Origin of the sequence: Mangrovimonas sp. YM274, from assembly GCF_030908385.1 — a bacterium.
GTDB lineage: Bacteria > Bacteroidota > Bacteroidia > Flavobacteriales > Flavobacteriaceae > Mangrovimonas_A.
Window position 1 is genome coordinate 2,568,061 of sequence record NZ_CP133091.1, and the last position, 22,195, is coordinate 2,590,255.

Here is a 22,195-nt window from a genome sequence, read left to right on the forward strand (position 1 = left end):
ATAAGATTTTAATAATTGTCAACATTAAGAACTACTCTTACAGCCCTAAAATCTTTAACACTATTGAAGCTATTGTTTATTTTAACGATAGCTTCTTTTGTTTTTCCCAAAGACTGTTTTTGAGGAATTTTAACCAAAATGTTTTTATGGTAATTATTCCTAATTCTTGATACTGGCGGAAACTCTGGCCCCAACACATACTCCCCGAAAAATTGACGCAGTGATTTAGCATACCAATCAGCAGCCACATTAACGCGGTTATAATCCTTATGCTTTAAAGTAAGCTTTATCAGCCTATATATAGGAGGATATTTAAAATTATAGCGTTCATCCAATTGTTCCTTGTACATATCCAAATAACTATTGGTAGACACCTGTTGCAGTATTCTATGATGTGGATCGTAGGTTTGAATCAATACCTTACCACGTATATCCGTGCGGCCCGCCCTACCTGATACCTGCACCATAAGTTGATAACTGCGCTCATGCGCCCTAAAGTCTGGAAAGTTCAACAAATTATCGGCATTCATCACACCTACCAGCTTAACGTTCCTAAAATCGAGCCCCTTGGTAAGCATTTGGGTTCCCACCAAAATATCTACTTCCTGTTGTTCAAAAGCCGTGATGATTCTTTCGTACCCAAATTTCCCTCTAGTGGTATCCAAGTCCATCCGCCCTATTTTATGCTCTGGAAACAAAGCCTTTGCCTCCTCCTCTACCTGTTCGGTCCCAAAACCTTTACTATCCAATTCGGCACTTCCACAAGCTTGACAGGATTGAAGCATTGCCATATGGTAGCCACAATAATGACAACGCAATTCATTTTTATATTGGTGGTAGGTTAAACTCACATCGCAATTTGGACATTGCGGAGAATGTCCACAGGTATTACACTCTACAATTGGCGAAAAACCTCTGCGGTTTTGAAACAAGATTACCTGATGTCCTTCTGATAGGGTTTCCGTAATTTCTTCAATAAGCCGATCGCTAAAATGACCGTTCATCCGCTTGCGTTTATGCTTATCCTTGATATCTATCAATTCAATATCAGGCATCAGCACATTATTATAACGATGTGCCAACTCCACAAAACCATACTTACCCTGTTGGGCATTAAAATAACTCTCTAAACTTGGAGTAGCAGAACCCAACAACGTTTTTGCATGAAACAAACTTGCCAACACAATAGCTGTATCTCTTGCATGATAACGTGGAGAGGGATCAAACTGTTTAAAGGACGATTCATGTTCCTCGTCCACAATAATCAATCCTAACTTATGAAATGGCAACAATACCGATGACCGCGCACCCAATATAATTTGAGCTTTTGGAACGTTGTTCAAAACATTGTTCCAAACCTCAACGCGTTCATGCGATGAATATTTGGAATGAAACACCGAAACCTTCTCTCCAAAATAATCCTGAAGCCTATTGACCAACTGGGTAGTAAGTGCTATTTCAGGCAGCAGATACAGCACTTGCTTTCCTTGATCCACCATCTCCTCAATAAGCTTTACATAAATTTCCGTTTTACCGGAAGACGTCACCCCATGAAGCAGCGTGATATTTTGTGTTTCAAAGGCATCCTTTATCTCTCGTAATGCTGTTTCCTGATGAGTATTCAGATTTTTGGAAGCCATATTTTCGTCGCCTTCATATTGTACGCGATCCGTTTGAATATGGTATTCCTCAAAAATACCCTTGTCGATCAAAGCCTTCACTATAGCGGATGATGCCCCACTTTCTTCTGTCAGCTCCGTAACCTTAACGGGTTTTTGGGTTTTGGCCGAAAGCATAAATAAGCTCATAACCACTTCCCGTTGTTTTGGTGCCCTTGACAATTGCTCTAAAAGCTCTTTCAGATTATCTTCTGAAGTATGCGAAGCCCCAAGTTTCACATACCGCACCAATTTTGGCTTATACTTTTCATACACTTCTTCTTCTACGGAAATGATTTGTTTTTCCAACAACCTTTTAATAACCGGAAGGACATTCTTTCGATCCAAAATACTTTCCAAATCCTGAAGCTTTAAGGACGATTGATGTTGAAGGGCCTCGTACACCAAAAATTCATCATCCTTTAACAACGTATCATCTTCAATAATAGCGTCTCCTTTGGTTATTATGGTTTCGCTTTCCAAAATAAAAGCTCCGGGAAGGGCTGCCCGCATAACTTCCCCTAAGGTAGACAGATAATATTTGGCTATCCATTTCCAATGCTGAATCTGTGTTGCAGTTACAATAGGCTCTTCATCCAAAATTTGATGAATATCCTTTGCCTCATACGCTAAAGGTTTTTGAGTATGTACACGCAACACTATGGCTGTGTAAATTTTACTCTTCCCAAAAGGAACAGAAACCCGCATGCCTGGTTTCAAAAAGTTTGATTCAGCCTCCGTGATATGGTAGGTGAACTGCTTTTCCAAAGGAATCGGTAATATGACATCAATAAAATGTGACATTTAAACACTTTTCTTTAAACGGTTGATGGTTGCGTTAAGCTCGTAGCCCAACAACAAAATATTGGAATTCAACCACAGGTAAAAAAGAAGAATCAACAAAGCTCCAATTGACCCGTAGAGCTCATTATATTGCGAAAAGTTTTCTATGTAAATACCAAACAGATAGGAATTCAAAATAATGAGTAAGGTTGTAAACAACGCCCCCACCGAAAAGAACTTTGAAGACTTCCCCTCTTTGGTTCCAAAATAATACAGTACAGCTGTTGCTAAGTATACCATTAATACAAAAAAGACATATTTGGCAACAATCAACCAAGTTACATTACTCTCTTTAGGCGCCAATCCTTGCTCATGCAAACTATCCAACAAGGGTTGGATGATATAAATTTCAAAATACCCAAAAATAGCGACTGTAATAATTAACAACAACCCCAAGATTAAAGCTACACCCACCGCCAACAAGTACTGTCTAAACACGCTTCTGGTTAGCTGTTCGTGATACGAGCTTTCAAAGCCAGAAAATACAGCACTTACACCATTGGCCATAAGCATGATGGACAGCAGAAACACCGACGACAGCAACCCACCGCGCTCAGTGTTTTCAATATTACCAAAAATATTGGCAAAGAAAAAATCGGAAGTTTGTGGCGGTAAAAAAGACTCCAAAAACATCAAAAACTCCTCTCTAAACCCATCAATAGGAATATGGGGTATCAGAATCAAAATAAACAGTAAAAATGGAAATATAGCAGTGAAAAAACTAAAGGCAATGGCACTTGCCCTCGAGGTAACTGCTCCCTTTACAATTCCAGTAATATAGAGTTTTAACAGGTCGTATAATGTCAATCCTTCTAAGGCGGGAAGCTGGATTTTTTTCAATAACCGCATAAGAGTACTTATTACAGGAATTGACTCTAGCTTTTCTTCTAAGGATTTGGTCATTGACTAAATTATTGTTTACTTAATTTTGAAGCAACCTCAATTACTCTACCGCCTTTAAACTTAGGTCCATGTTATTAACCGAATGTGTCAAGGCTCCAGAAGAAATATAATCTACACCGCATAGGGCATACTCTCTAATAGTAGCTTCGGTAATCCCTCCGGAAGACTCGGTTAAGCATACATCTCCAATCATTTCGACAGCCTTTCTGGTATCTTCGTAATTAAAGTTATCGATTAAAATTCGATAAATCCCTTCGTTTTGGAGAATTTCCCTTATTTCATCCAGATTCCTAGCTTCTACAATAATTTTCAAATCCCTATCGGTATCTTCCAAATATTGCCTTGTTTTAGTAATGGCCTTGGTAATGCCGCCCGCAAAATCAATATGATTGTCCTTCAACATAATCATGTCATACAAAGCGAAACGATGGTTTTCGCCTCCTCCAATTTTCACGGCCCACTTTTCCAAAGCACGAATTCCTGGAGTAGTTTTTCTGGTATCCAACAATTTGGTTTTGGTCCCCTCCAATAAATCTACATATTTTTTTGTTTTGGTGGCTATGGCACTCATGCGTTGCATGGCATTAAGCACTAAACGCTCTGCTTTTAAAATAGACTGTGAAGATCCCTCTACATAAAACACCACATCCCCTTTTTGCACCGTTCGACCGTCCTTGATAAAGGTTTTTACAGACAAGTTTTTATCCACACTTTTAAAGACCATTTTAGCAAAGTCCACACCTGCTATAATGCCATTGTCCTTCACCAAAAGTTTCGCCTTCCCCCTTGCTGTAATTGGTATACAGGCCAAAGAACTATGATCCCCATCTCCCACATCCTCTCGAATGGCATTGGTAATAATCAACTCTAATTCTTTATTAAATTGCGCCTTGGAAATCATGATTGCTATATTTTATGCTAAAATAAGAATAGATTTCCGATAATGGAATTCCCAATACAGATTTCAATTCACAATCTTTAGTTGTAATTTTGCGGTATGACCATAAAACTTTTAGCCATAGGGAAAACCGATTCTAAGGACTTGCAATCCCTAATCAACGATTACGAAAAACGTTTGGGGTTCTACATTAAATTTGACCTAGACATCATTCCAGACCTTAAAAAAGTAAAACACCTCAGCGAAGCCCAACAAAAACAAAAAGAAGGCGAACTGATTTTAAGCAAGCTTCAGCCTACCGATGTATTAATTTTGTTGGATGAAAACGGAAAGCAACTGGACTCCGTAGGGTTTTCAGAATACCTTCAAAAACATATGAATTCTGGGATTAAGCAATTAGTATTTGTAATTGGTGGGCCTTATGGTTTTTCGCCTGAAGTGTATCAAAAAGCACAAGGCAAGGTTTCCCTATCCAAAATGACCTTTTCACATCAAATGGTACGCTTGTTTATGATTGAACAGCTGTATAGAGCCTTTACCATCCTAAAAAACGAACCCTATCACCACCGCTAAGCTCAATCTGTCTCCCAGCCAAAGGTTGTTTGGAACACATAATCATTGGTAGAAGCTCCTTCAACAGGTTTGCTATCATAATTATAGGTAAGTCCCATTTTTATAAACAAATTAAATGGCAAGTCGTATTTTCCTGTAATGTTTAAATCTGTACGGAATCGATTCTTTTCCGTTAAACTGGGATACCCGGTTACATTGGTGTATAAGTCAAAATCATCGAAGTCGAATAAATTGGCTTCTACCGCTAAAAACGCCTCCAAACTGTTCCTGTTACTAATCGCTGGATCTGTATAACGCTCGTTGTTCCATGCCAATCCCCCACCTGAAGCCAAGTACATTCTGTTGGAATGGATGATATATTTCCCTATACCACCTTGAACAGCGGTACGAAGTTTTAATTTCTGTTCGTCATTGGAAAGGAAATTTGCAGAAGCCAAGGCAAACCAGTCCTTTTTAAGGAAATAACGGGATCCTAAAGTAGCATCGGTACGAATAGTCGACTCCACATTATCCTGACTACTACTCACCCTATTGTATCCCCCGTTAAAAAACCATTTGCTTCCCGTATAGGAAATTTTGCTATTAACGGCTAATTGCGCCAAATTATTCACCTTAGTAAAGTTGAATCCTACTGAAACCTCTGCATCTACTCTTGAAATGAAATCGGATTCCACCTCCTTAAAATAAACAATCTCATCCACTTTAACTGTAATGGATTCTGTTTCACTCACCAAAAGGACTTCATCAGGGTCGTCCTCAGACATTTTTATAGATCCATTAAAACGTGTACCGTTGGAAAGATTGATTAAAAAAAGCTGCATGCTTTTTACTTCTTTAACATGCAGCCATTTTATTCTAAAATCGTCTTTACTATAATCAGTTTCTATGGTCAATACCCCATTGTTCATTTCCTTCATAGTCCCAACAAGTGTATTGTTGTTCTTTAAAACAATGGTGTCGTTTTGTGCATTGAGTTGCAGTATCGCAACTATAAAGACCACAAAAGAGCAGAGTACTTTTTGTTTCATACGAGGCTTTGGATTTTTAACTAATTAATAATTAAGTCTAATATAGACAAAATCACTCACCTCACGAAATCAATAAGTTGCAAAAACTTGCTTTCTTTTTTTTAGCTGTTTTTCCAAATCACCAATAGTTTCTTTAACCGCCATTTCAAAATTCCTTTCAGTTGAAGAAGCAAAAATTCTTGGACCAGGTAAACTCAATTCCATATTACAAATTTTCCAATGTTTTTGATGATTGTTATCTTCTTTAAAAGAAACACTGCAATTGATTACCCAATCATATTTTTTTGCTAATCCTTCAAGTTTTTTAATTGTGTAAGTAGATAAAGAATTGCTGTTATCTAGATTTACGTATTGAATTTTGATTTTCATGATTGTGGCTTTTAAGGGTTAAACATATTGCAATTTACAGCCCTTAAACCAAACAAAATATGACCACCATCATAGTTACCAAATTACTCCAATCCTAAACTTTTTATATACGCTTCGTTGTTTGAAGGTCTTCCCAAAAACTCTTCCACAGCACTTACCACATCGCGTTGACTACCATTGGATAAGATCAACTTTCTATAGCGAACGCCCGTTTCTTGATCTGTCAAACCATTTTTCTCAAAAAGGGTAAACATATCTTGAGCGTATACTTCAGACCATAAATATCCGTAATAGTAAGTTGGGTGAGTGTTCACGTGAATCCAACTTCCTTGCGGATGTGTTCCTTCAACATACCAATCCATAACACCCATTTGTTTGTCGATATTCTTCCAAATCTCATCCGTATTTACAGGGTTGGCAGGATCGTATTTGTCATAAAGGTTCATGTCGTAGATACACTTTCTCAACATAGACTGTGCATTCAAACCAGAAGACACATTTTGGGAGGCTTTCATGTTATCAAACAACTCCTTAGGGAATACTTCTCCTGTTTTGTAATGTTTCGCAAAAGAACTCAACATCTCATAATTTCCAATCCAGTTTTCAAAGATTTGCGACATTGCTTCCACAAAATCGGAATTAGCCTGAGCCTGAACATTGAATTCTCCATCGTAAGACATGCTGTTTACAATATGACCAAACTCATGGAACAGCGTGCTCAATTCTTTATAGGTCAATAATGAAGGCATATCTTCAGTTGGCTTGGTAAAGTTCCCCAATAGCATAGCCACAGGCACCTCATATCCTTCCGCTGTTTGTCTACCATAAGTTAATGGCACCCCATAGAACCAAGTTTCTTTAAAAGGTCTTGGATATAAATCCAAATAGAAACGCCCTTTCAACTTGTTGTTCTCGAACACTTCGTAAGCTTCCACTTCTTCAGACCAAACTGAAGCATTTTCCGCCCTGCGGAACTCAAGTCCTAACAACTGCTGATAAATAGTAAACAAACCTTCCAAACAAGCATCCATTGGAAGATATTCCCTGATTTTTTCGTGGTCTACATTGTATTCGTTCTTTAAGATTTGATCTTTATAATATCCCAAATCCCAAGCGTTAACTGTTTGTCCTTTCTTGGCCGCGACAGCTTCCAACACTTTTAAATCTTCAACAGCCTTACCTTTAGATTCTGCTACCAAACCATCAATAAAGTTCCATACGGTTTCTGGAGTCTTGGCCATTTTCAATTTCAAATTATACTCTGCATAAGATTTGGCTCCAAACAACTGTGCCAATTGGTAACGCTTGCTCACCAAAGAATCTAAAATCTCTAAGTTCTTATCGGCTCCACGGTTGTCATACTTAATCGTGTAAGCCTTTCTAACCTCAGAGCTATTTGGGTTGTTCAACATGGTTACTCTAGTAGCATTGATTACAGGAATACCATAGGAACCATCTTCCTGTTTGTACTGAGCTTTGAAAGATTCTGGCAAACCATCGGTTTCTGCCTCAGACAAGGTCAATACTTCATTAGCTGTATTCATATTTGTTGAATACTGTGAAGACAAATCGCTAATTTCTGCTGTAAGCGTTTTAAACTTCTCAAGGTTTTCAGGGCTTAAATTAACCCCAGACTGCTTGAATCCTGCAATCACATCATCCACCATTTTCTTTCTATGCCCCTGTAATTCATTATATGCTTTGGAAGCCGCAAAGGTTTCCAACTTGTCAAACAATAATTTATCAGCCCCTATTACAGTTCCCAAAGAATCCACTTTCTGATTGCCTTTCAAACCTTCAGCACGTACAATAGAATCTGTAGATACCCAATACAACATAAAGGCATTATTACTGGCTTTGCTCAATTGGCTGTTAATTCTGTCGTAGGCTACAAACGTATTTTCAAAGGTAGGAGTTTCCTGTGCTTTGATAGCTTCTACCTCCGTCACTACATTATCGATAGTAGTTGCTACATATTCTTCTATAGCAGCACCGTCCACAGATGCGTAATCTATTGGTACATTTAATTTAACATTGAATGGATTATTTTCCGAAAGTGTTTTAAGCTGCACCTGTTCAGTCTTGGTATTATTAGCACATCCCATTAGCAATAAGAGTGTAAAAAGTGAATAAAAAGTAGTTTTCATTAAAGTATTTTTAAAAATCCGGACAAATATACTATTCCATAACTACTTTGTCTCCTAATAACATCTTAACTTTTTGAATTCCTTGTTCTACCAACTTTCTTTTCGGGCCTCGCTCTAGAGCAAGCTCATATTGTTGTAAGGCTTCTTCATAACGTTTTTGCGCTACCAGCCATTCCGCATACAACTCGTGTGTTGGTTTTTGAATGGATGGTGGCCCGTAGCTATAGCTCATGGCCTCTTGGGCGGCTACCGAAGCCTTTAAAAATGTTTCTGTTTTTTCGACATCCTCATTCAACCACGCCTGTAGCGCTTTGAGTTGAGTCAATATTACTGTTGAACCATCTATACTACGTTGTGTTGGTGTTTCCCTAGTCACCGAGGCACAAAACGCGGCTCCTTGTGAAAGATTATCAACCAGTAAACTTTCCTTTTGTATTTTTTCTTCTAAATCTACAATGAGACTATCCAATTGCTGTGGTTGCTTATCATAAAACGCTTTGTAACCATCTAAAAACTGATTCATGGCTTTAATTGAAATTCGCAACCCGGACACATCTATGGGAATCTCGACAATAGCATTATCCCAATCATCCGTTTCACACAAATAAGTTCCTTTTAAAAATACCATATGCGTTCTGGCACGTTTGGAAGGCAATTCATTGGTGTATTTCTGCATGTCCCAAACCATGTCCCTAGCCTTGTTGATGCTATCCATTTGCAAATAGCCATATTCCAACCAATGATAAGAATGATATCCTCTCGCATCATTATCCAATTCTTTGGCATTCTTTCTAGTAATACTAGCTCCATAAGACGCCACGTTGGAACTTACCACCTCATCCCACATGCCCAATGCCACATAAATATGGGATGGCATATGCAAAGCATGGCTGGCATCTGGAGCAACTTTGGAATAGCTATTGGCGGCATCCAAAGCCAAATGCGCATGATAAGGATCGTCATAAGAATGTATCAAATAATGTAAAGCCCCAGGGTGCTTAGGATTATCTTCCAACACCTGTTTTGCTATCACAGCGCCCTGTCCAAAAATAGAATCATTCCTAGCCCCTACCACAGAGCCCAATTGAGAAAGCGCATAAAAAGAGGCTACTTCATTATTACCTGGATACTTTTCATACAAACTGCCCATAAAATCCCGATACTTTACATCACGTTCATTCTTGGACGTTTTGGGGGTATATAGTATTTCTACGGCTTCTATAAAGTCCTGCTCTATTTCGGACAACTCATCCAAATGCTCCATTTGTTTCAATTCTGCAATAACTGCATTAGCTTCTTCAAAGTCTTGCTCAGACCACAAACTATGATTGTAAGTCATCGCCTCTCCCCAATAGGCCATGGCCAAGTTTGGATCTAATTCCTGAGCCTTTTTAAAAGCTTCCCTAGCATCAACATATTCAAAACTATGCAATAGCAACAATCCTTTTTCAAAATATGGCTTTGCCTGTTCATCCCCATGGACAGTAAACTCTACACTTCCCAAGACCGATTCCTTGGGCACTTGTTCTTTACAATTAAAAAGGATAAGGGCTAACAAAAGAAAACAAAAAGGTTTCATAATAAGTCTATTTACAACAACGCTTTAAAGCACTATTTATAAGATTTATACTCAAATATAATCAATTATTAGTAGACCTAGATTCATTGAGAAAGTCTACTTGGGTTTTAATTTGAAATACTAAGTTGTACTTTTGAACTCTAAATTTCAAGCTATGAAACTGGTTTTTGCCACTAACAATCTGAACAAACTTCAAGAAGTTCAAAAGTTAATTCCCTCAAACATCCAATTGCTGAGTCTCAAGGATATTGATTGTTTGGAGGACATCCCTGAAACCCAAGACACCATTGAAGGCAATGCCATTCAAAAAGCCAATTATATCAAAGAGAATTATGGCTACGATTGTTTTGCAGACGATACCGGTTTAGAGGTTGAAGCTTTAGATGGTGCCCCTGGCATCTATTCTGCACGCTATGCAGGACCACAAAGAGATGCCAATGACAATATGGACAAGCTACTGGAAGCATTGAAAAACCATTCCAACCGAAAGGCACAATTTAAAACCGTTATTGCCCTTTCACTTAACGGAAAACAACATACTTTCACTGGGATTTGCAAAGGCAACATCACTCAAGAAAAAGCTGGCTCGGCTGGCTTTGGATACGATCCTATTTTTAAACCGGAAGGATACGAGCTTACCTTTGCCGAAATTTCCATGAAAGAAAAAAACCGCATAGGGCACCGTGGAAGCGCCGTGACACAACTCGTTGACTTTTTAAACCAATTGTAGACGCTCTTAACAAAATCATAATTATCGGGGAATTCCTGTTCTCTGAAATAAAAAGCGTATATTTGCCGGCTGAAACTCAAAACGTTGAGTCAAATTCCTCAGAGTGAGGATGTGTTACAGGAAGATTTAGGTTAAGTATGTCGATTCGCTTCTTATGTAACACTACAAAAACATAATCGAATACTTACAATCGAATGAACACATTCCAAGATTTAGGTCTTAATGACGACCTATTGCATGCTATTAATGATTTAGGATTTGAAACTCCTAGTGACGTACAAGCGCAAGCCATCCCTATTTTAATTGAAGAAGACACCGATTTGGTGGCCTTGGCACAAACCGGAACAGGAAAAACAGCCGCTTTCGGATTTCCAATGTTACAAAAAATAGATGTGGGAAGCAGAACAACACAAGGGCTTATCTTATCGCCAACACGTGAACTTTGTCTACAAATCACCAATGAGCTTAAACTTTATGGAAAGTACTGCAAAGGCTTAAATGTAGTCGCTATCTATGGTGGTTCTAGTATTAGCGATCAAGCAAGAGCTATCAAAAAAGGGGCGCAAATTATTGTAGCCACTCCTGGTAGAATGAAAGACATGATTAGCCGTAACATGGTGGATATTTCAAAAATTGAATATTCTGTTCTGGATGAGGCCGATGAAATGTTGAACATGGGATTCTATGAAGACATTACAGACATTCTATCTCATACACCAACAGATAAAAGCACATGGTTGTTTTCGGCTACCATGCCAAGAGAAGTAGCATCTATTGCCAAAGAATTCATGTATGATCCAAAGGAAATCACTGTTGGATCTAAAAATGTAGGTAGTGACCAAGTATCTCACGAGTACTATTTAGTAAACTCAAGAGACCGCTACCAAGCCTTAAAACGTTTGGCTGATGCCAATCCTGATATCTTTTCAGTGGTATTCTGTCGTACTAAGCGCGATACGCAAAAAGTAGCCGAGAACCTTATTGAGGACGGTTACAATGCAGGAGCACTTCACGGAGATTTAAGCCAAAATCAAAGAGATTTGGTAATGAAATCCTTCAGAAACAAGCAAATCCAAATGTTGGTAGCTACCGATGTAGCTGCTCGTGGTATTGATGTAGATGATGTGACCCACGTGATCAACTACCAACTTCCGGATGAAGTAGAAACCTACACCCACCGTTCTGGACGTACAGGTCGTGCAGGAAAAACTGGGGTTTCTATGGTGATTGTTTCCAAAAGTGAACTGAGAAAAATCAAAAGTATCGAGCGTATCATTAAAAAACGCTTTGAGAAAAAAGACATTCCTAGTGGTATGGAAATTTGCGAAGTACAATTATTATCCTTGGCAAACAAAGTCCACAATACAGAAGTAAACCACGAAATTGATAAATACCTAAGCAGTATCAACGAACTTTTTAAGGATACAGACAAGGATGAATTAATTAAAAAATTCTTCTCTGTAGAGTTTAACCGCTTCTTCAACTACTACAAAAAAGCCCATTCCTTAAATGTGGAAGAACCTCGCGGAGATAGAGAGGGTAAACGCTCATCCAGCAACGATGTCCGCTACTTTATCAATATTGGTAAAAAAGATGGGTATGACTGGATGAACTTGAAGGATTTCTTGAGAGACCTTCTTGAATTAGGCAAAGATGACGTCTTTAAGGTAGACGTTATGGACAGCTTCTCTTTCTTTAACACAGAGCCAGAATTACAAGAAAAAATCCTGAGCTTCTTCACAGACTTTAAACACGAAGGCCGATACGTTAATGTTGAGCTTAGCTCGGACAAAGGAAACCGTGGTGGCAAGAGACGTAAAGGTGGTAGACGCGACGGCGGAGGAAGAAGAAGAAGCAATGACGACTTTAAAGGAGGAAACTCACGCAAAAGATCGGAAAGCGGTTCTAAACCAAGACGCAGCGGAGGACAAAAAGCTAATACCGTAGCAGGTTCCAGACCAAGACGTTCTAGACGCTAATCAATAAAACACTAAAAGGCTATCCTATAGAAAACAGGATAGCCTTTTAACATTCAAATAGCCATTAATTAAGAAAAAGGCTTGTTAATTTTTAGTCAAAATTTTTTGGATGTATCAGTAATATATGTTTAGTTTATTACTTTTATACCTTACAAAGATTGATATGAAATACCTACTTCTGCTAATATGTACTTTTTTTATAACAAGCCCTGCACTCTCTCAGGAAGATGAATCTAGGGTAAAAGGTATTGTTGTAAGCTCAAGTACGGGAGAAACTTTGGAGAAGGTTAATATTGTTAATCTTAATCAGGTTATTGGTACTTCTACCGATGACAAAGGAGCCTTCGAAATTGAAGCTAAAGCCAACGACACTTTACATCTATCTTATCTAGGGTATAAATCTATCAAAGTAAGAGTTACCAACGACTGGATCAAGTTTGGAGAAACCAAAATAGAACTTACTGAGTCTGCCTTGGCCCTTGAAGAAGTTGTTGTAAACCAATTACGACTTACCGGCTATTTGGAAGTAGACGTAAAGCAGGTGCCCATAAAAACCAATTACAGATATAGTATCTCAGGTTTGTCCAATACCGGATATGAAGCCGGAAACAACTCACCAAATGCAGTTAACAAAGTTTTGGGAGCGATTTTTAATCCTGCTGATTTCCTTTACAATGCCTTTGGAAGAAAACCCAACGAAATGAGAAAATTACGCCAAATGAAGGAGGATGACGAAATCCGAAACCTTTTGGCAACCAAGTTTGACAGGGAAATGCTTACCGTCCTCCTACAGGTAGACCGGTATGATTTAGATGAAATAGTAAGCCACTGCAACTACTCAAAAGACTTTATAGAGACTGCGAATGACCTTCAAATTTTAGATGCTATCAGTGAGTGCTACGAAGAATACAAAGTTCTCAACAGAAATAGGCCGAGTAGGTTTTAAATACTAAAGAAAAAGTCGAAACTAAGTTTCGACTTTTTTTATGCTCTGGAGTGAAGGGCAATCCTATTGCCTTCAGAATCTATAAACGCGGCCATATAACCATGCTCTGGTGAAATTTGCGTTTTGGGCTGATAAATTTGCCCACCGGCGGCTTCAATTCTGTCTAATTCATTTTGCACATCTTCACTAATAAAATAAATAAGCGTTCCCTCTTGACTAGGGATATATGAATCCTGCTTAATCAAGGTTCCTTGGGCTCCAGTGACCTCTCCTCTATCTGGAAACCATCCCATCTGCAAGCCTCCAAAATCATGAAGAGCAATCTCTACCTGAAAAACCGTTTCATAAAAGGTTTTGGCCCGCGCCATATCCGATACTGGAATTTCAAACCACCCCACCATATTATGTGCCATGCCTTTTGAATTTATAATTATACCTAAAGTTACAAATTCTCCTTGTTATCATGATAGTGCGTTACGATTTTATCATAGCTTTTAATAGACTTTTTAATCCAATCCATACGCTTTTCCAAAATTTCTTCCTCCGTGAGTCTCCAGTCCAAATCGCTCAGTCTCATTTTTGAAGTCACATGCTGCAATATAATTGCTGCAGAAACCGAGATATTCAAACTTTCGGTAAAGCCTACCATTGGAATCTTTAAATAGCAATCAGCCTCCTTTAAGACATCTTCAGAAAGGCCTTCGGTCTCTCTTCCAAAAAAGAAACAGGACTTTTTAGTGAAATCGAATTCATGCAAATCGCAGTCGTTGGTATGCGGCGTTGTGGCCACAATTTGATACCCTTTGCTCTTTAAATCCTTTAAACACGATTTTACTGTGTGGTACCGATTGACATCTACCCATTTTTGGGCTCCCATAGCAATTTCCCTATCTATTTGTCTAGAGTTGCGTTCTTCAACAATATGTACTTCCTGTATCCCAAAAACATCACAGCTACGTATTACCGCACTGGTATTATGTAATTGAAAAACATCTTCTGTAGCCACCGTAAAATGTTTGGTACGCTGGGCTAAAACCTCAGCAAATCGCTGTTTTCTACTATCGGTAAGATACCCTTCCAGGTATTCTAAAAGTTTGAGATCCATCATGCTCCAAATATAATTTATAAATAGTAATTTTAGCCCATGAAACACCTCGTAGTACTCACTGGTGCAGGAATGAGCGCCGAAAGTGGCATCAAGACCTTTAGGGATGCCGATGGGCTTTGGGAAGGCCATGATGTTATGGAAGTGGCTTCCCCAGAAGGCTTTAGAGCCAATCCTGAATTGGTTTTGGACTTTTATAACCAAAGACGTCGCCAATTATTTGAAGTGATGCCCAATACGGCACATTTTGCTTTGGCCGAACTGGAAAAAGACTACCACGTAAGCATCATTACCCAAAACGTTGACGACCTTCATGAACGCGCTGGCAGTACTAAAGTCATCCATTTGCATGGAGAATTACTAAAAGCGAGAAGTACTTATGACGATACAGACATAATAGACTGGACTAAAGATATTGTAATGGGAGATAAATGCAAAAGAGGACATCAAATACGCCCACATATTGTTTGGTTTGGAGAAGCCGTGCCTATGATAGACCCTGCTATTTCTATATGTGACACAGCAGACGTACTGCTTATAATAGGCACCTCGTTACAAGTCTACCCTGCGGCTAGTTTAATGCATTATGCACCTACAAACACGCCCACATTTTATATCGACCCAAGACCAGCGGTTTCTAGCTCAGAAAACATTAACGTAATTGCCGAAAGTGCCACTCAAGGCATAGAAATTTTCAAGCAAAATTTAAAATCACTTCTTTAACTCAAGTTTATTAAAATCAGCCCACTAAACACACAAACACCTAATAAACAGCACTTAAAGACACTTTTCTTTGAGGTTAAATTAAGGTTAATCCGAAGCTTTTCACCATCTTAAAACTGAAAAGCTTGCTAATTTTAATTTACTAGCCAATTTATGACAGTAAAGATCATGATAAATATTATGCCTTTAAAAAAACAATTTCATTTCATAATACTATTACTAAGTACTGCCCTATCTGCTCAAAATGCCCTAAACTTTGACGGTGTTGATGATTATATACAAACAGACTACAAAGGCATTGAAGGCGATGGTGCACGAACTGTAGAAGCTTGGATAAAAGTAGAGCCTAGTGATACTTGGCGATTTATTGTTGACATGGGAACCTCAGGAATTGGACAACGATTTTCTTTTAAAATAAATAATAATGCACGCTTTATAAGAATTGAAGTTGGTGGCGGCGGTATTTACGGCAAAACAACCATTACAGACAACAAATGGCATCATGTAGCAGCTACCTTCGATCCTGAACTATCAGAAAATCAATTTAAACTATACGTAGACGGAAATTTGGATGGAGAAGGAGATCTTGATATAGAAGTTAACACAGTAACAAATAAGCCTGTAAGGATTGGCTATAGCAACTATAACTTAGGTCCTTTTGAAGGTATACTTGACGAAGTGAGGGTATGGTCTGTTGCCAGAACAGCGGAAGACATTAAAACCAATATGAATACCGAAATATGTGACGCTCCTAATCTAGAACTTTACTATAGGTTTAACCAAGGCTCTGCAAATGGCAAAAATAAACATATAAAAAATGCCCTGGAGTTAACTGGCAATGCACAAAACAGTGAGCTGATTGGTTTTAACCTCGCTGGCTCAACCTCTAATTGGGTTGCGGGAAGTCCCATTACTCCAACCCCCATTGACAACACCATTAGCATAAAAGGTACAACCCTTAGCGCCAATCTAAATGAGGCAAAATACCAGTGGGTTGATTGCTCCAACCATAACAATGAAATAAAGGGAGCTACATTGCAAACCTTCACCCCCACTACCATTGGCTGTTATGCAGTAAAAGTTACCGATGCCGATGGTTGTTTGAAGTTTTCAAAATGCATTGTTGTACCTTCCTTGAACAACAAAGCAAACACCTTTAAAGACCGTGTTAGATTTTCCAAAAACTATTCGGAAAAAACCATTGATTTCGATTTGGGAGCGTCTTTTCAAGAAATAGAAAGCAAACTCTTAGGTATGGATGGACACACTATATCCGAAAGTAAGTTTAAAGATATTGACAAGTTCGAAATGAGTATTGACCAATTACCTGGCTTATATTTCATTCAGATTTCAACCAACACTGGAGATTCGGGTATTTTTAAGATTATCACACAATAAAAAAAAAAGCAGCAATAGAATTGCTGCTTTTTTTTATAAGTTTAATTGACTTTTTACCGAAGGCTTTAACGCATCTTTATGTACCATTATTGAAATGGCTTTTAATTTAAAATAGGCCTCACTCATATAAATAAACCCTTCATTGGAAACACGCTTGGTATTTTTCCCCCAAGAATTTTTCACTTTATAATAAAGCGTACCATTTTGATCTTCCAGCATACCTACAATATGCATGAGGTGATCATCTGTAGTATTAAAATTCTCAAACTCCTGTTGACGATATTCCGGCGTCACCTCCTTTTCTTTCGAAATTTCTTTCAAAGCATGGACTCCTAAGGTTTCATCTTCCGGAATTACAGCAAGACCATATTTAGATGAAAAAGTATCTTCGGTAACATCACAATCCAGTTCAATGCTAAAACCTGCATTCAAGGCATCATTTGTAATCTGAGCCAACTCGTCCAAGGTCACATTATAATAACTTCCATTGGAAAAATTATCTGGAATCTCCAAAATAAAATTGCTGTGGTAAGGATGATGGGAAAAGGACGTGATACTGACATAATCCTCCAATTTAAGTCCTGTCATTTCCAAAAATGACTTTGGAGTATAGGCCGCTCCTTCATACTCAAATGTATCAACAGGTTTCCCCAAGGCCTCATCCAAAACAGCTTCAACGTTACTTTTCCAATCCCCTTCATAAGTAACTGGACTTTTAATATAAGCATCTAGAATTGGCTTTATATCTCCTACTATTTTTGAATGGTCATGTGTTGTATGGGAGCCTTGCAATCCCGTATATACCTCATTGGGAACCAAACCAAACTGCGAGATGCTATTCATTACATCATGAGCTAATCCTCCTTCGCTTAATTGTGCCGTTCCTTGACGCATGACATAATTCCAAGCCTTTTTAGGATAGGTCTGTCTGACATTATACATTTCAGATAAATCGATATGCTTACCGGTAAGTCTGATAATCTCACTTTCTAAAAACGATGACGTTGAAAAACTCCAGCATGTACCAGTTTTCCCTTGACTAATAACTTCGGTGGCTTCTAGATCTATAAGGGTTTTAAATTTGTAGGTTTGAGAAAACACTACCGTAGAGGTTGCAATAAGCAACAAAAAAATCAGGGCATTTTTATATGTCATTTTTCCTATACTTTTTTAGGTCTTCAAAAATAAGAAAAATGGAAAAACACTTTTAACAACCTTAATAAAAAATAACATTCCTTTACACTTTTAAATCACTTCCACAAAAAAACATAACTCACTCACTGTAAGAACTATCGGAAATATTTGTATATTTAAATACAACTAATCCAATTATGAAAAACATATATTTACTGCTCCTTTTTCTATGTGCCATCACTCCTAGTAAAGCCCAACAGGAATCTTCTAAAACAACCAAGGATTCCATGGTTCAAAAACCACATGAATTTACTGTAATGCCATACATAAGTTATAACAGAAATCTAGAATTCATGTTTGGCGTAACACCCATGTACATGTTCAGGACCAATAAAGACGATTTGAAATCGCCTAGGTCCATGGTGGGATTGGCTGGTGTATATACTACCAATAAATCCTATTTTATTGCAGCATTTTCACAACTGTACTTTAACGAAGATACTTGGCGGCTTCAAGTATTTGGCGTCACGGGTGATCATATCTCCCAATTTTATGCGGGAGACGTTGATGAACCAGGTTTTTATGATTATGCTACAAATACTACCATTATAAACGTGGGACTTAAAAGAAAGATTGTTGAGTATTTATATGGAGGGCTCGCCTACACCTATGCGCATTACGAAACAGATTTTTATAATCTGCAACCAGCCACCGAAACAACATCCAATGGCCTTGAAATCAATTTCATGATTGACAAGAGAAGTAATATATACTATCCCACAAATGGTTACCTAACCAAATTACGTTTAAAAATGTATCCTTTATGGATGGGAAACGATGAAAGAGCCAACAGGATTTTAAGTTCGCACAACCACTATTTTCCTTTTAGAAAAGACAAAGATGTTTTGGCCGCTCGATTTTCGGGACAATTTGGTGTTGGAAACATTCCTTTTGAACAACAGGTAACTATTGGTGGAAAAGATATTCGCGGTTACTCCGAAGGGAAATACCGAGGAGATGGGTTAATGGCACTTCAAGGAGAATACAGATGGAATTTTCACCGAAAAATGGGCGTTGTAGGCTTTGCTGGCCTAGCTACCATTTATGGATCTGACACCTCCAGCTTTGATTGGAAACTCTATCCTGGTGCAGGAGTTGGGTATCGCTATCAAGCATTTAAATCTATGAAATTTAATGTCGGCCTTGACGCAGCTATAGGTAAAGATGATTGGGGCATTTATTTTAGAATTGGAGAGGCATTTTAACAATTTTACGGCTTTTAAATTCATCGATAGCGTTTTTTGTTACAATTAAAAACAATATCTTTAAAGAAACCTTTGATTAGGTTACTCCTAAACGAATACAATACTTTAATGCTTACCAAAACAGAAAAGTCCTTTAGCCTCATCTACTTCATTATTGTCATAGCCGAATTGGTTTTTGGAAATTCTGAACGCCTGCACGCTTTGCATTATGTGAGCAAACCAGCCATTTTAACCACTTTAATTATCTTTTTTGTTGCACGAAGCAACCACCTCAACAAAACGTTGCGATTAATGGCCTTATTTGCGCTTTTATTCTCGCTTTTGGGCGATATAGAGCTCATGTACGCCAAAAGGGACGAACTCTATTTTATCTTTGGCCTAGTGGCTTTTTTGGTTTCCCACATCATGTATACCTTCGTATTCCTAAAAAACAGGGATCCCGAAAAAAAAGCATTCCCCTTTATAGGCATTCTGCTTCTCTTTGGAGCAGGATTATTATTTATAATTTACGAAGGATTAGGGCATTTAACCGTAGCTGTCGTTACCTATATGTTGGTTATCTTAACCATGGTTACAACAGCTTACCTCCGAAAGGAAACTGGAACACGCAACAGCTACTATTTGATATTCTCAGGCGCTTTGTTGTTTATGCTTTCCGATAGTATTTTGGCTATCGACAAATTTCACGAGCCTCTTCCCTATTCACACATCAGTATCATGTTTACTTATGCCTTGGCCCAATATTGTATTGTACTGGGATTATTAAAATCAAGGGACAAAAGTGAAATTCTTCAAAAGGCTACCTAACTTTTAAATTGTTAGTTTTCAGAAGTAAAAATGGAGCTTGTGTTAAAAATTTCAAAATTCTTATTTTAAATTGCCTCCAAAGTGTAACAACTTCACATTTGGGACTACATATAGACAGCTAACTACTAAAAATTTGGATAAAGAACTAGAACATAGTTTTGTAAAATTACTTGAAGAGCACCAAAACATTGTGCACAAGGTGTGTAGGCTATATACCAACAACCAAGATGCCCACAATGATTTGTTTCAGGAAATTACAATACAACTCTGGAAAGCCTATCCAAAATTTAGGGGTGATGCCAAGTTTAGCACATGGATGTACCGTGTTGGTTTAAATACAGCCATTACACTATATAGAAAATCTAAACGCCGAATTGCGACCCAGGAGTTTGATGCTGTACAATTCAAAATAAAGTCTGAAGTGTATGACGACACTGAAGAACAACAACTAAAGCTCCTGTACAATGCTGTCTACCAATTGAACGACATTGAAAAAGCCTTAGTGTTTTTATACCTAGAGGATAAAAACTACAAAGAGATTAGTGAGACCTTGGGGATTACAGAAGTGAATGCCAGAGTGAAAATGAATCGCGTGAAAACAAAATTAAAAACCATCTTAAATCCGTAAGCCATATGGATGAATTAGAATTTTTAAAGAAAGACTGGAATAAAAATGGGACAACCTATCCCAAATTATCCTATAATGATATTTACAAGATGATCTTGAAAAAATCTTCTTCTATCGTTAAATGGATCTTTATTCTTAGCATGCTGGAATTTGTATTCTGGTTAGGGATTTCATTTTTGTTGAAAGACTCTAAAAACCTTAAATCCTTTAACGAACTGGATGGGAGTTACCTTTTGATCCCCTTAACGGTTCTTGGATATATTGTATTGGCCTACTTCTTCCTTCTGTTCTATAGAAATTACCGAAAAATTTCGGTTACGGACAGTGCCAAACAACTCATGGAAAATATCTTAAAAACCAGAAGAACTGTCAAGCAATATGTGGCATTCAATTTAGTGTATATGGTACTTTCCAGTTTGGCCGTGCTGTTTATTGAATTTGACCAAAATCAGAATTTAATAGCCAAAGTAAATGAAGCCTCTGCCAATGGCCATATTTTAATGTTCTATGCCAAAGTTTTCCTATCCTTTGTATTGGTATTTGGACTAGTAATCCTGATATTGCTTGGCTTCTATTGGTTAGTTTATGGTATTCTACTTAAAAAGCTTAATAGAAACTACCACGAACTTAAAAAGTTGGAAATCTAAACAACTAAAAACTTTCTACCACTCACGTTGTTTATTGAGCTCTTCCAATTCCATGAGTTCCTTTTGGGAAATTACCTTTAAAAACGACGGATGCTGCTCGATAGCATATTCAATTTTTTCTACAATGTCTGCTACAGAATCATTGTCGTAATCAATTTCCAAAGGTTCCTTGATTTCAAAAGATTGCAAAACATTTTTCTTCTTTACACGGAGTCCCTTTTTATCGAAAGAACGTCTAAAGCCATCAATTACAATAGGAACCACCACAGGTTTGTATTTTTTAATGATATGGGCCGTTCCTTTTCTAATAGGTTTAAAAGGGGTTGTGGTTCCTTGCGGGAAGGTAATTACCCAGCCATCATCCAAGGCCTTTCCTATATTGGAAATATCACTCATTTTTACCTGACGGTTCACATCCTTGCCTTCGGCTCTCCACGTACGTTCAATACTCACAGACCCCACATAAGCCAAAACTTTAGGTAGTAATCCTGCCTTCATGGTTTCTTTGGCTGCAACGTAGTATAAATTCAATTTTGGGTTCCAAAGGTATCCCACATTTTTAATGGAATCTATTCTCCCACTTAAACTGGCGTTGAATACATGGAACATAGCCACGACATCCGCAAAATAGGTTTGGTGATTAGAAATGAACAGCACATTCCTGTCGGGAAGGTTCTTTATAATTTCAGACCCTTCAATTTGAAGTTCGTTAAACCCCCTAAAACGTCTGTGGGTAATAACACCCAAAACACGGATTAACCATTTCTTAATAAACAATATATGTCCAAAAGGATTTTTTTTAAACAATCCCATACCCTTTAAGTTTTTACAAAGC

The 22,195-nt window shown here is 37.9% G+C and carries 21 protein-coding genes; 10 read left to right on the top strand and 11 right to left on the bottom strand.

Features of this window, described 5'->3' with window-relative positions; genetic code table 11:
• Positions 1–8 precede the first annotated feature (8 nt).
• Genes priA through nadC form a run of 3 tightly spaced genes read right to left on the bottom strand, consistent with a single transcriptional unit; the run spans position 9 to position 4,305 of the window.
• On the bottom strand, positions 9–2,462 hold the full coding sequence (gene priA, locus RBH95_RS11050; RefSeq protein WP_307899647.1) for a primosomal protein N': 2,454 nt from the start codon (positions 2,460–2,462) through the stop codon (positions 9–11).
• Positions 2,463–3,404: a YihY/virulence factor BrkB family protein gene (locus RBH95_RS11055; protein WP_307899648.1), complete on the bottom strand. Its 942-nt coding sequence runs from the start codon at positions 3,402–3,404 to the stop codon at positions 2,463–2,465.
• 40 nt (positions 3,405–3,444) lie between these two features.
• Positions 3,445–4,305 carry a carboxylating nicotinate-nucleotide diphosphorylase gene (gene nadC / locus RBH95_RS11060; RefSeq protein ID WP_307899649.1) on the bottom strand — a complete coding sequence of 287 codons (861 nt, stop codon included), beginning with the start codon at positions 4,303–4,305 and terminating at the stop codon, positions 3,445–3,447.
• Between the two features lie 96 nt (positions 4,306–4,401).
• Between nadC and rlmH the strand changes: the two genes are divergently transcribed.
• Positions 4,402–4,875 (top strand): 23S rRNA (pseudouridine(1915)-N(3))-methyltransferase RlmH, encoded by a 474-nt coding sequence (gene rlmH, locus RBH95_RS11065; protein ID WP_307899650.1) that lies wholly within the window; start codon positions 4,402–4,404, stop codon positions 4,873–4,875.
• 2 nt (positions 4,876–4,877) lie between these two features.
• On the opposite strand, the gene RBH95_RS11070 is transcribed toward rlmH, so the two are convergent.
• The 4 genes from RBH95_RS11070 to RBH95_RS11085 all read right to left on the bottom strand — a co-directional run bounded on the left by RBH95_RS11070 (position 4,878) and on the right by RBH95_RS11085 (position 9,998).
• Positions 4,878–5,903: a DUF481 domain-containing protein gene (locus tag RBH95_RS11070; protein WP_307899651.1), complete on the bottom strand. Its 1,026-nt coding sequence runs from the start codon at positions 5,901–5,903 to the stop codon at positions 4,878–4,880.
• Positions 5,904–5,972: 69 nt separating this feature from the next.
• Positions 5,973–6,272 (bottom strand): HPF/RaiA family ribosome-associated protein, encoded by a 300-nt coding sequence (locus tag RBH95_RS11075; RefSeq protein WP_307899652.1) that lies wholly within the window; start codon positions 6,270–6,272, stop codon positions 5,973–5,975.
• 83 nt (positions 6,273–6,355) lie between these two features.
• The gene (locus tag RBH95_RS11080) at positions 6,356–8,419 is read right to left on the bottom strand and encodes a M3 family metallopeptidase (RefSeq protein ID WP_307899653.1); all 2,064 of its coding nucleotides are present in this window, start codon (positions 8,417–8,419) and stop codon (positions 6,356–6,358) included.
• A gap of 31 nt (positions 8,420–8,450) precedes the next feature.
• On the bottom strand, positions 8,451–9,998 hold the full coding sequence (locus RBH95_RS11085) for a lipopolysaccharide assembly protein LapB (protein WP_307899654.1): 1,548 nt from the start codon (positions 9,996–9,998) through the stop codon (positions 8,451–8,453).
• Positions 9,999–10,152: 154 nt separating this feature from the next.
• Here RBH95_RS11085 and RBH95_RS11090 point away from each other — a divergent pair, with 154 nt between their 5' ends.
• The 3 genes from RBH95_RS11090 (at position 10,153) to RBH95_RS11100 (ending at position 13,653) form a co-directional block, all read left to right on the top strand.
• Complete coding sequence (locus RBH95_RS11090) at positions 10,153–10,728, top strand: non-canonical purine NTP diphosphatase (protein ID WP_307899655.1); 576 nt, start codon at positions 10,153–10,155, stop codon at positions 10,726–10,728.
• 194 nt (positions 10,729–10,922) lie between these two features.
• Complete coding sequence (locus RBH95_RS11095; RefSeq protein ID WP_307899656.1) at positions 10,923–12,707, top strand: DEAD/DEAH box helicase; 1,785 nt, start codon at positions 10,923–10,925, stop codon at positions 12,705–12,707.
• Positions 12,708–12,870: 163 nt separating this feature from the next.
• Positions 12,871–13,653: a carboxypeptidase-like regulatory domain-containing protein gene (locus RBH95_RS11100; RefSeq protein WP_307899657.1), complete on the top strand. Its 783-nt coding sequence runs from the start codon at positions 12,871–12,873 to the stop codon at positions 13,651–13,653.
• 38 nt (positions 13,654–13,691) lie between these two features.
• On the opposite strand, the gene RBH95_RS11105 is transcribed toward RBH95_RS11100, so the two are convergent.
• Both RBH95_RS11105 and RBH95_RS11110 read right to left on the bottom strand, forming a co-directional pair.
• Entirely contained in the window at positions 13,692–14,066 is a 375-nt protein-coding gene (locus RBH95_RS11105) for a VOC family protein (RefSeq protein WP_307899658.1), read from the bottom strand.
• Positions 14,067–14,095: 29 nt separating this feature from the next.
• Positions 14,096–14,761, bottom strand: a complete 666-nt coding sequence (locus RBH95_RS11110) for an RNA methyltransferase (protein WP_307899659.1) — start codon at positions 14,759–14,761, stop codon at positions 14,096–14,098.
• A gap of 36 nt (positions 14,762–14,797) precedes the next feature.
• Between RBH95_RS11110 and RBH95_RS11115 the strand changes: the two genes are divergently transcribed.
• Positions 14,798–15,481, top strand: a complete 684-nt coding sequence (locus tag RBH95_RS11115; protein ID WP_307899660.1) for an NAD-dependent deacylase — start codon at positions 14,798–14,800, stop codon at positions 15,479–15,481.
• A gap of 153 nt (positions 15,482–15,634) precedes the next feature.
• Positions 15,635–16,879 carry a LamG domain-containing protein gene (locus RBH95_RS11120; RefSeq protein WP_307899661.1) on the top strand — a complete coding sequence of 415 codons (1,245 nt, stop codon included), beginning with the start codon at positions 15,635–15,637 and terminating at the stop codon, positions 16,877–16,879.
• A 33-nt stretch (positions 16,880–16,912) separates the two neighbouring features.
• Here RBH95_RS11120 and RBH95_RS11125 read toward each other — a convergent pair whose 3' ends face one another.
• Complete coding sequence (locus RBH95_RS11125) at positions 16,913–18,034, bottom strand: C1 family peptidase (RefSeq protein WP_307899662.1); 1,122 nt, start codon at positions 18,032–18,034, stop codon at positions 16,913–16,915.
• Between the two features lie 176 nt (positions 18,035–18,210).
• Here RBH95_RS11125 and RBH95_RS11130 point away from each other — a divergent pair, with 176 nt between their 5' ends.
• The 4 genes from RBH95_RS11130 to RBH95_RS11145 all read left to right on the top strand — a co-directional run bounded on the left by RBH95_RS11130 (position 18,211) and on the right by RBH95_RS11145 (position 21,360).
• Positions 18,211–19,278, top strand: coding sequence for a BamA/TamA family outer membrane protein (locus tag RBH95_RS11130; protein ID WP_307899663.1), 1,068 nt, complete (start codon positions 18,211–18,213; stop codon positions 19,276–19,278).
• Positions 19,279–19,386: 108 nt separating this feature from the next.
• Positions 19,387–20,085, top strand: coding sequence for a lysoplasmalogenase (locus tag RBH95_RS11135; RefSeq protein ID WP_307899664.1), 699 nt, complete (start codon positions 19,387–19,389; stop codon positions 20,083–20,085).
• A 133-nt stretch (positions 20,086–20,218) separates the two neighbouring features.
• Positions 20,219–20,713, top strand: coding sequence for an RNA polymerase sigma factor (locus tag RBH95_RS11140; protein WP_307899665.1), 495 nt, complete (start codon positions 20,219–20,221; stop codon positions 20,711–20,713).
• Between the two features lie 5 nt (positions 20,714–20,718).
• On the top strand, positions 20,719–21,360 hold the full coding sequence (locus RBH95_RS11145) for a hypothetical protein (protein ID WP_307899666.1): 642 nt from the start codon (positions 20,719–20,721) through the stop codon (positions 21,358–21,360).
• A 15-nt stretch (positions 21,361–21,375) separates the two neighbouring features.
• On the opposite strand, the gene RBH95_RS11150 is transcribed toward RBH95_RS11145, so the two are convergent.
• Positions 21,376–22,173, bottom strand: coding sequence for a 1-acyl-sn-glycerol-3-phosphate acyltransferase (locus tag RBH95_RS11150; protein WP_307899667.1), 798 nt, complete (start codon positions 22,171–22,173; stop codon positions 21,376–21,378).
• Positions 22,174–22,195 lie beyond the last annotated feature (22 nt).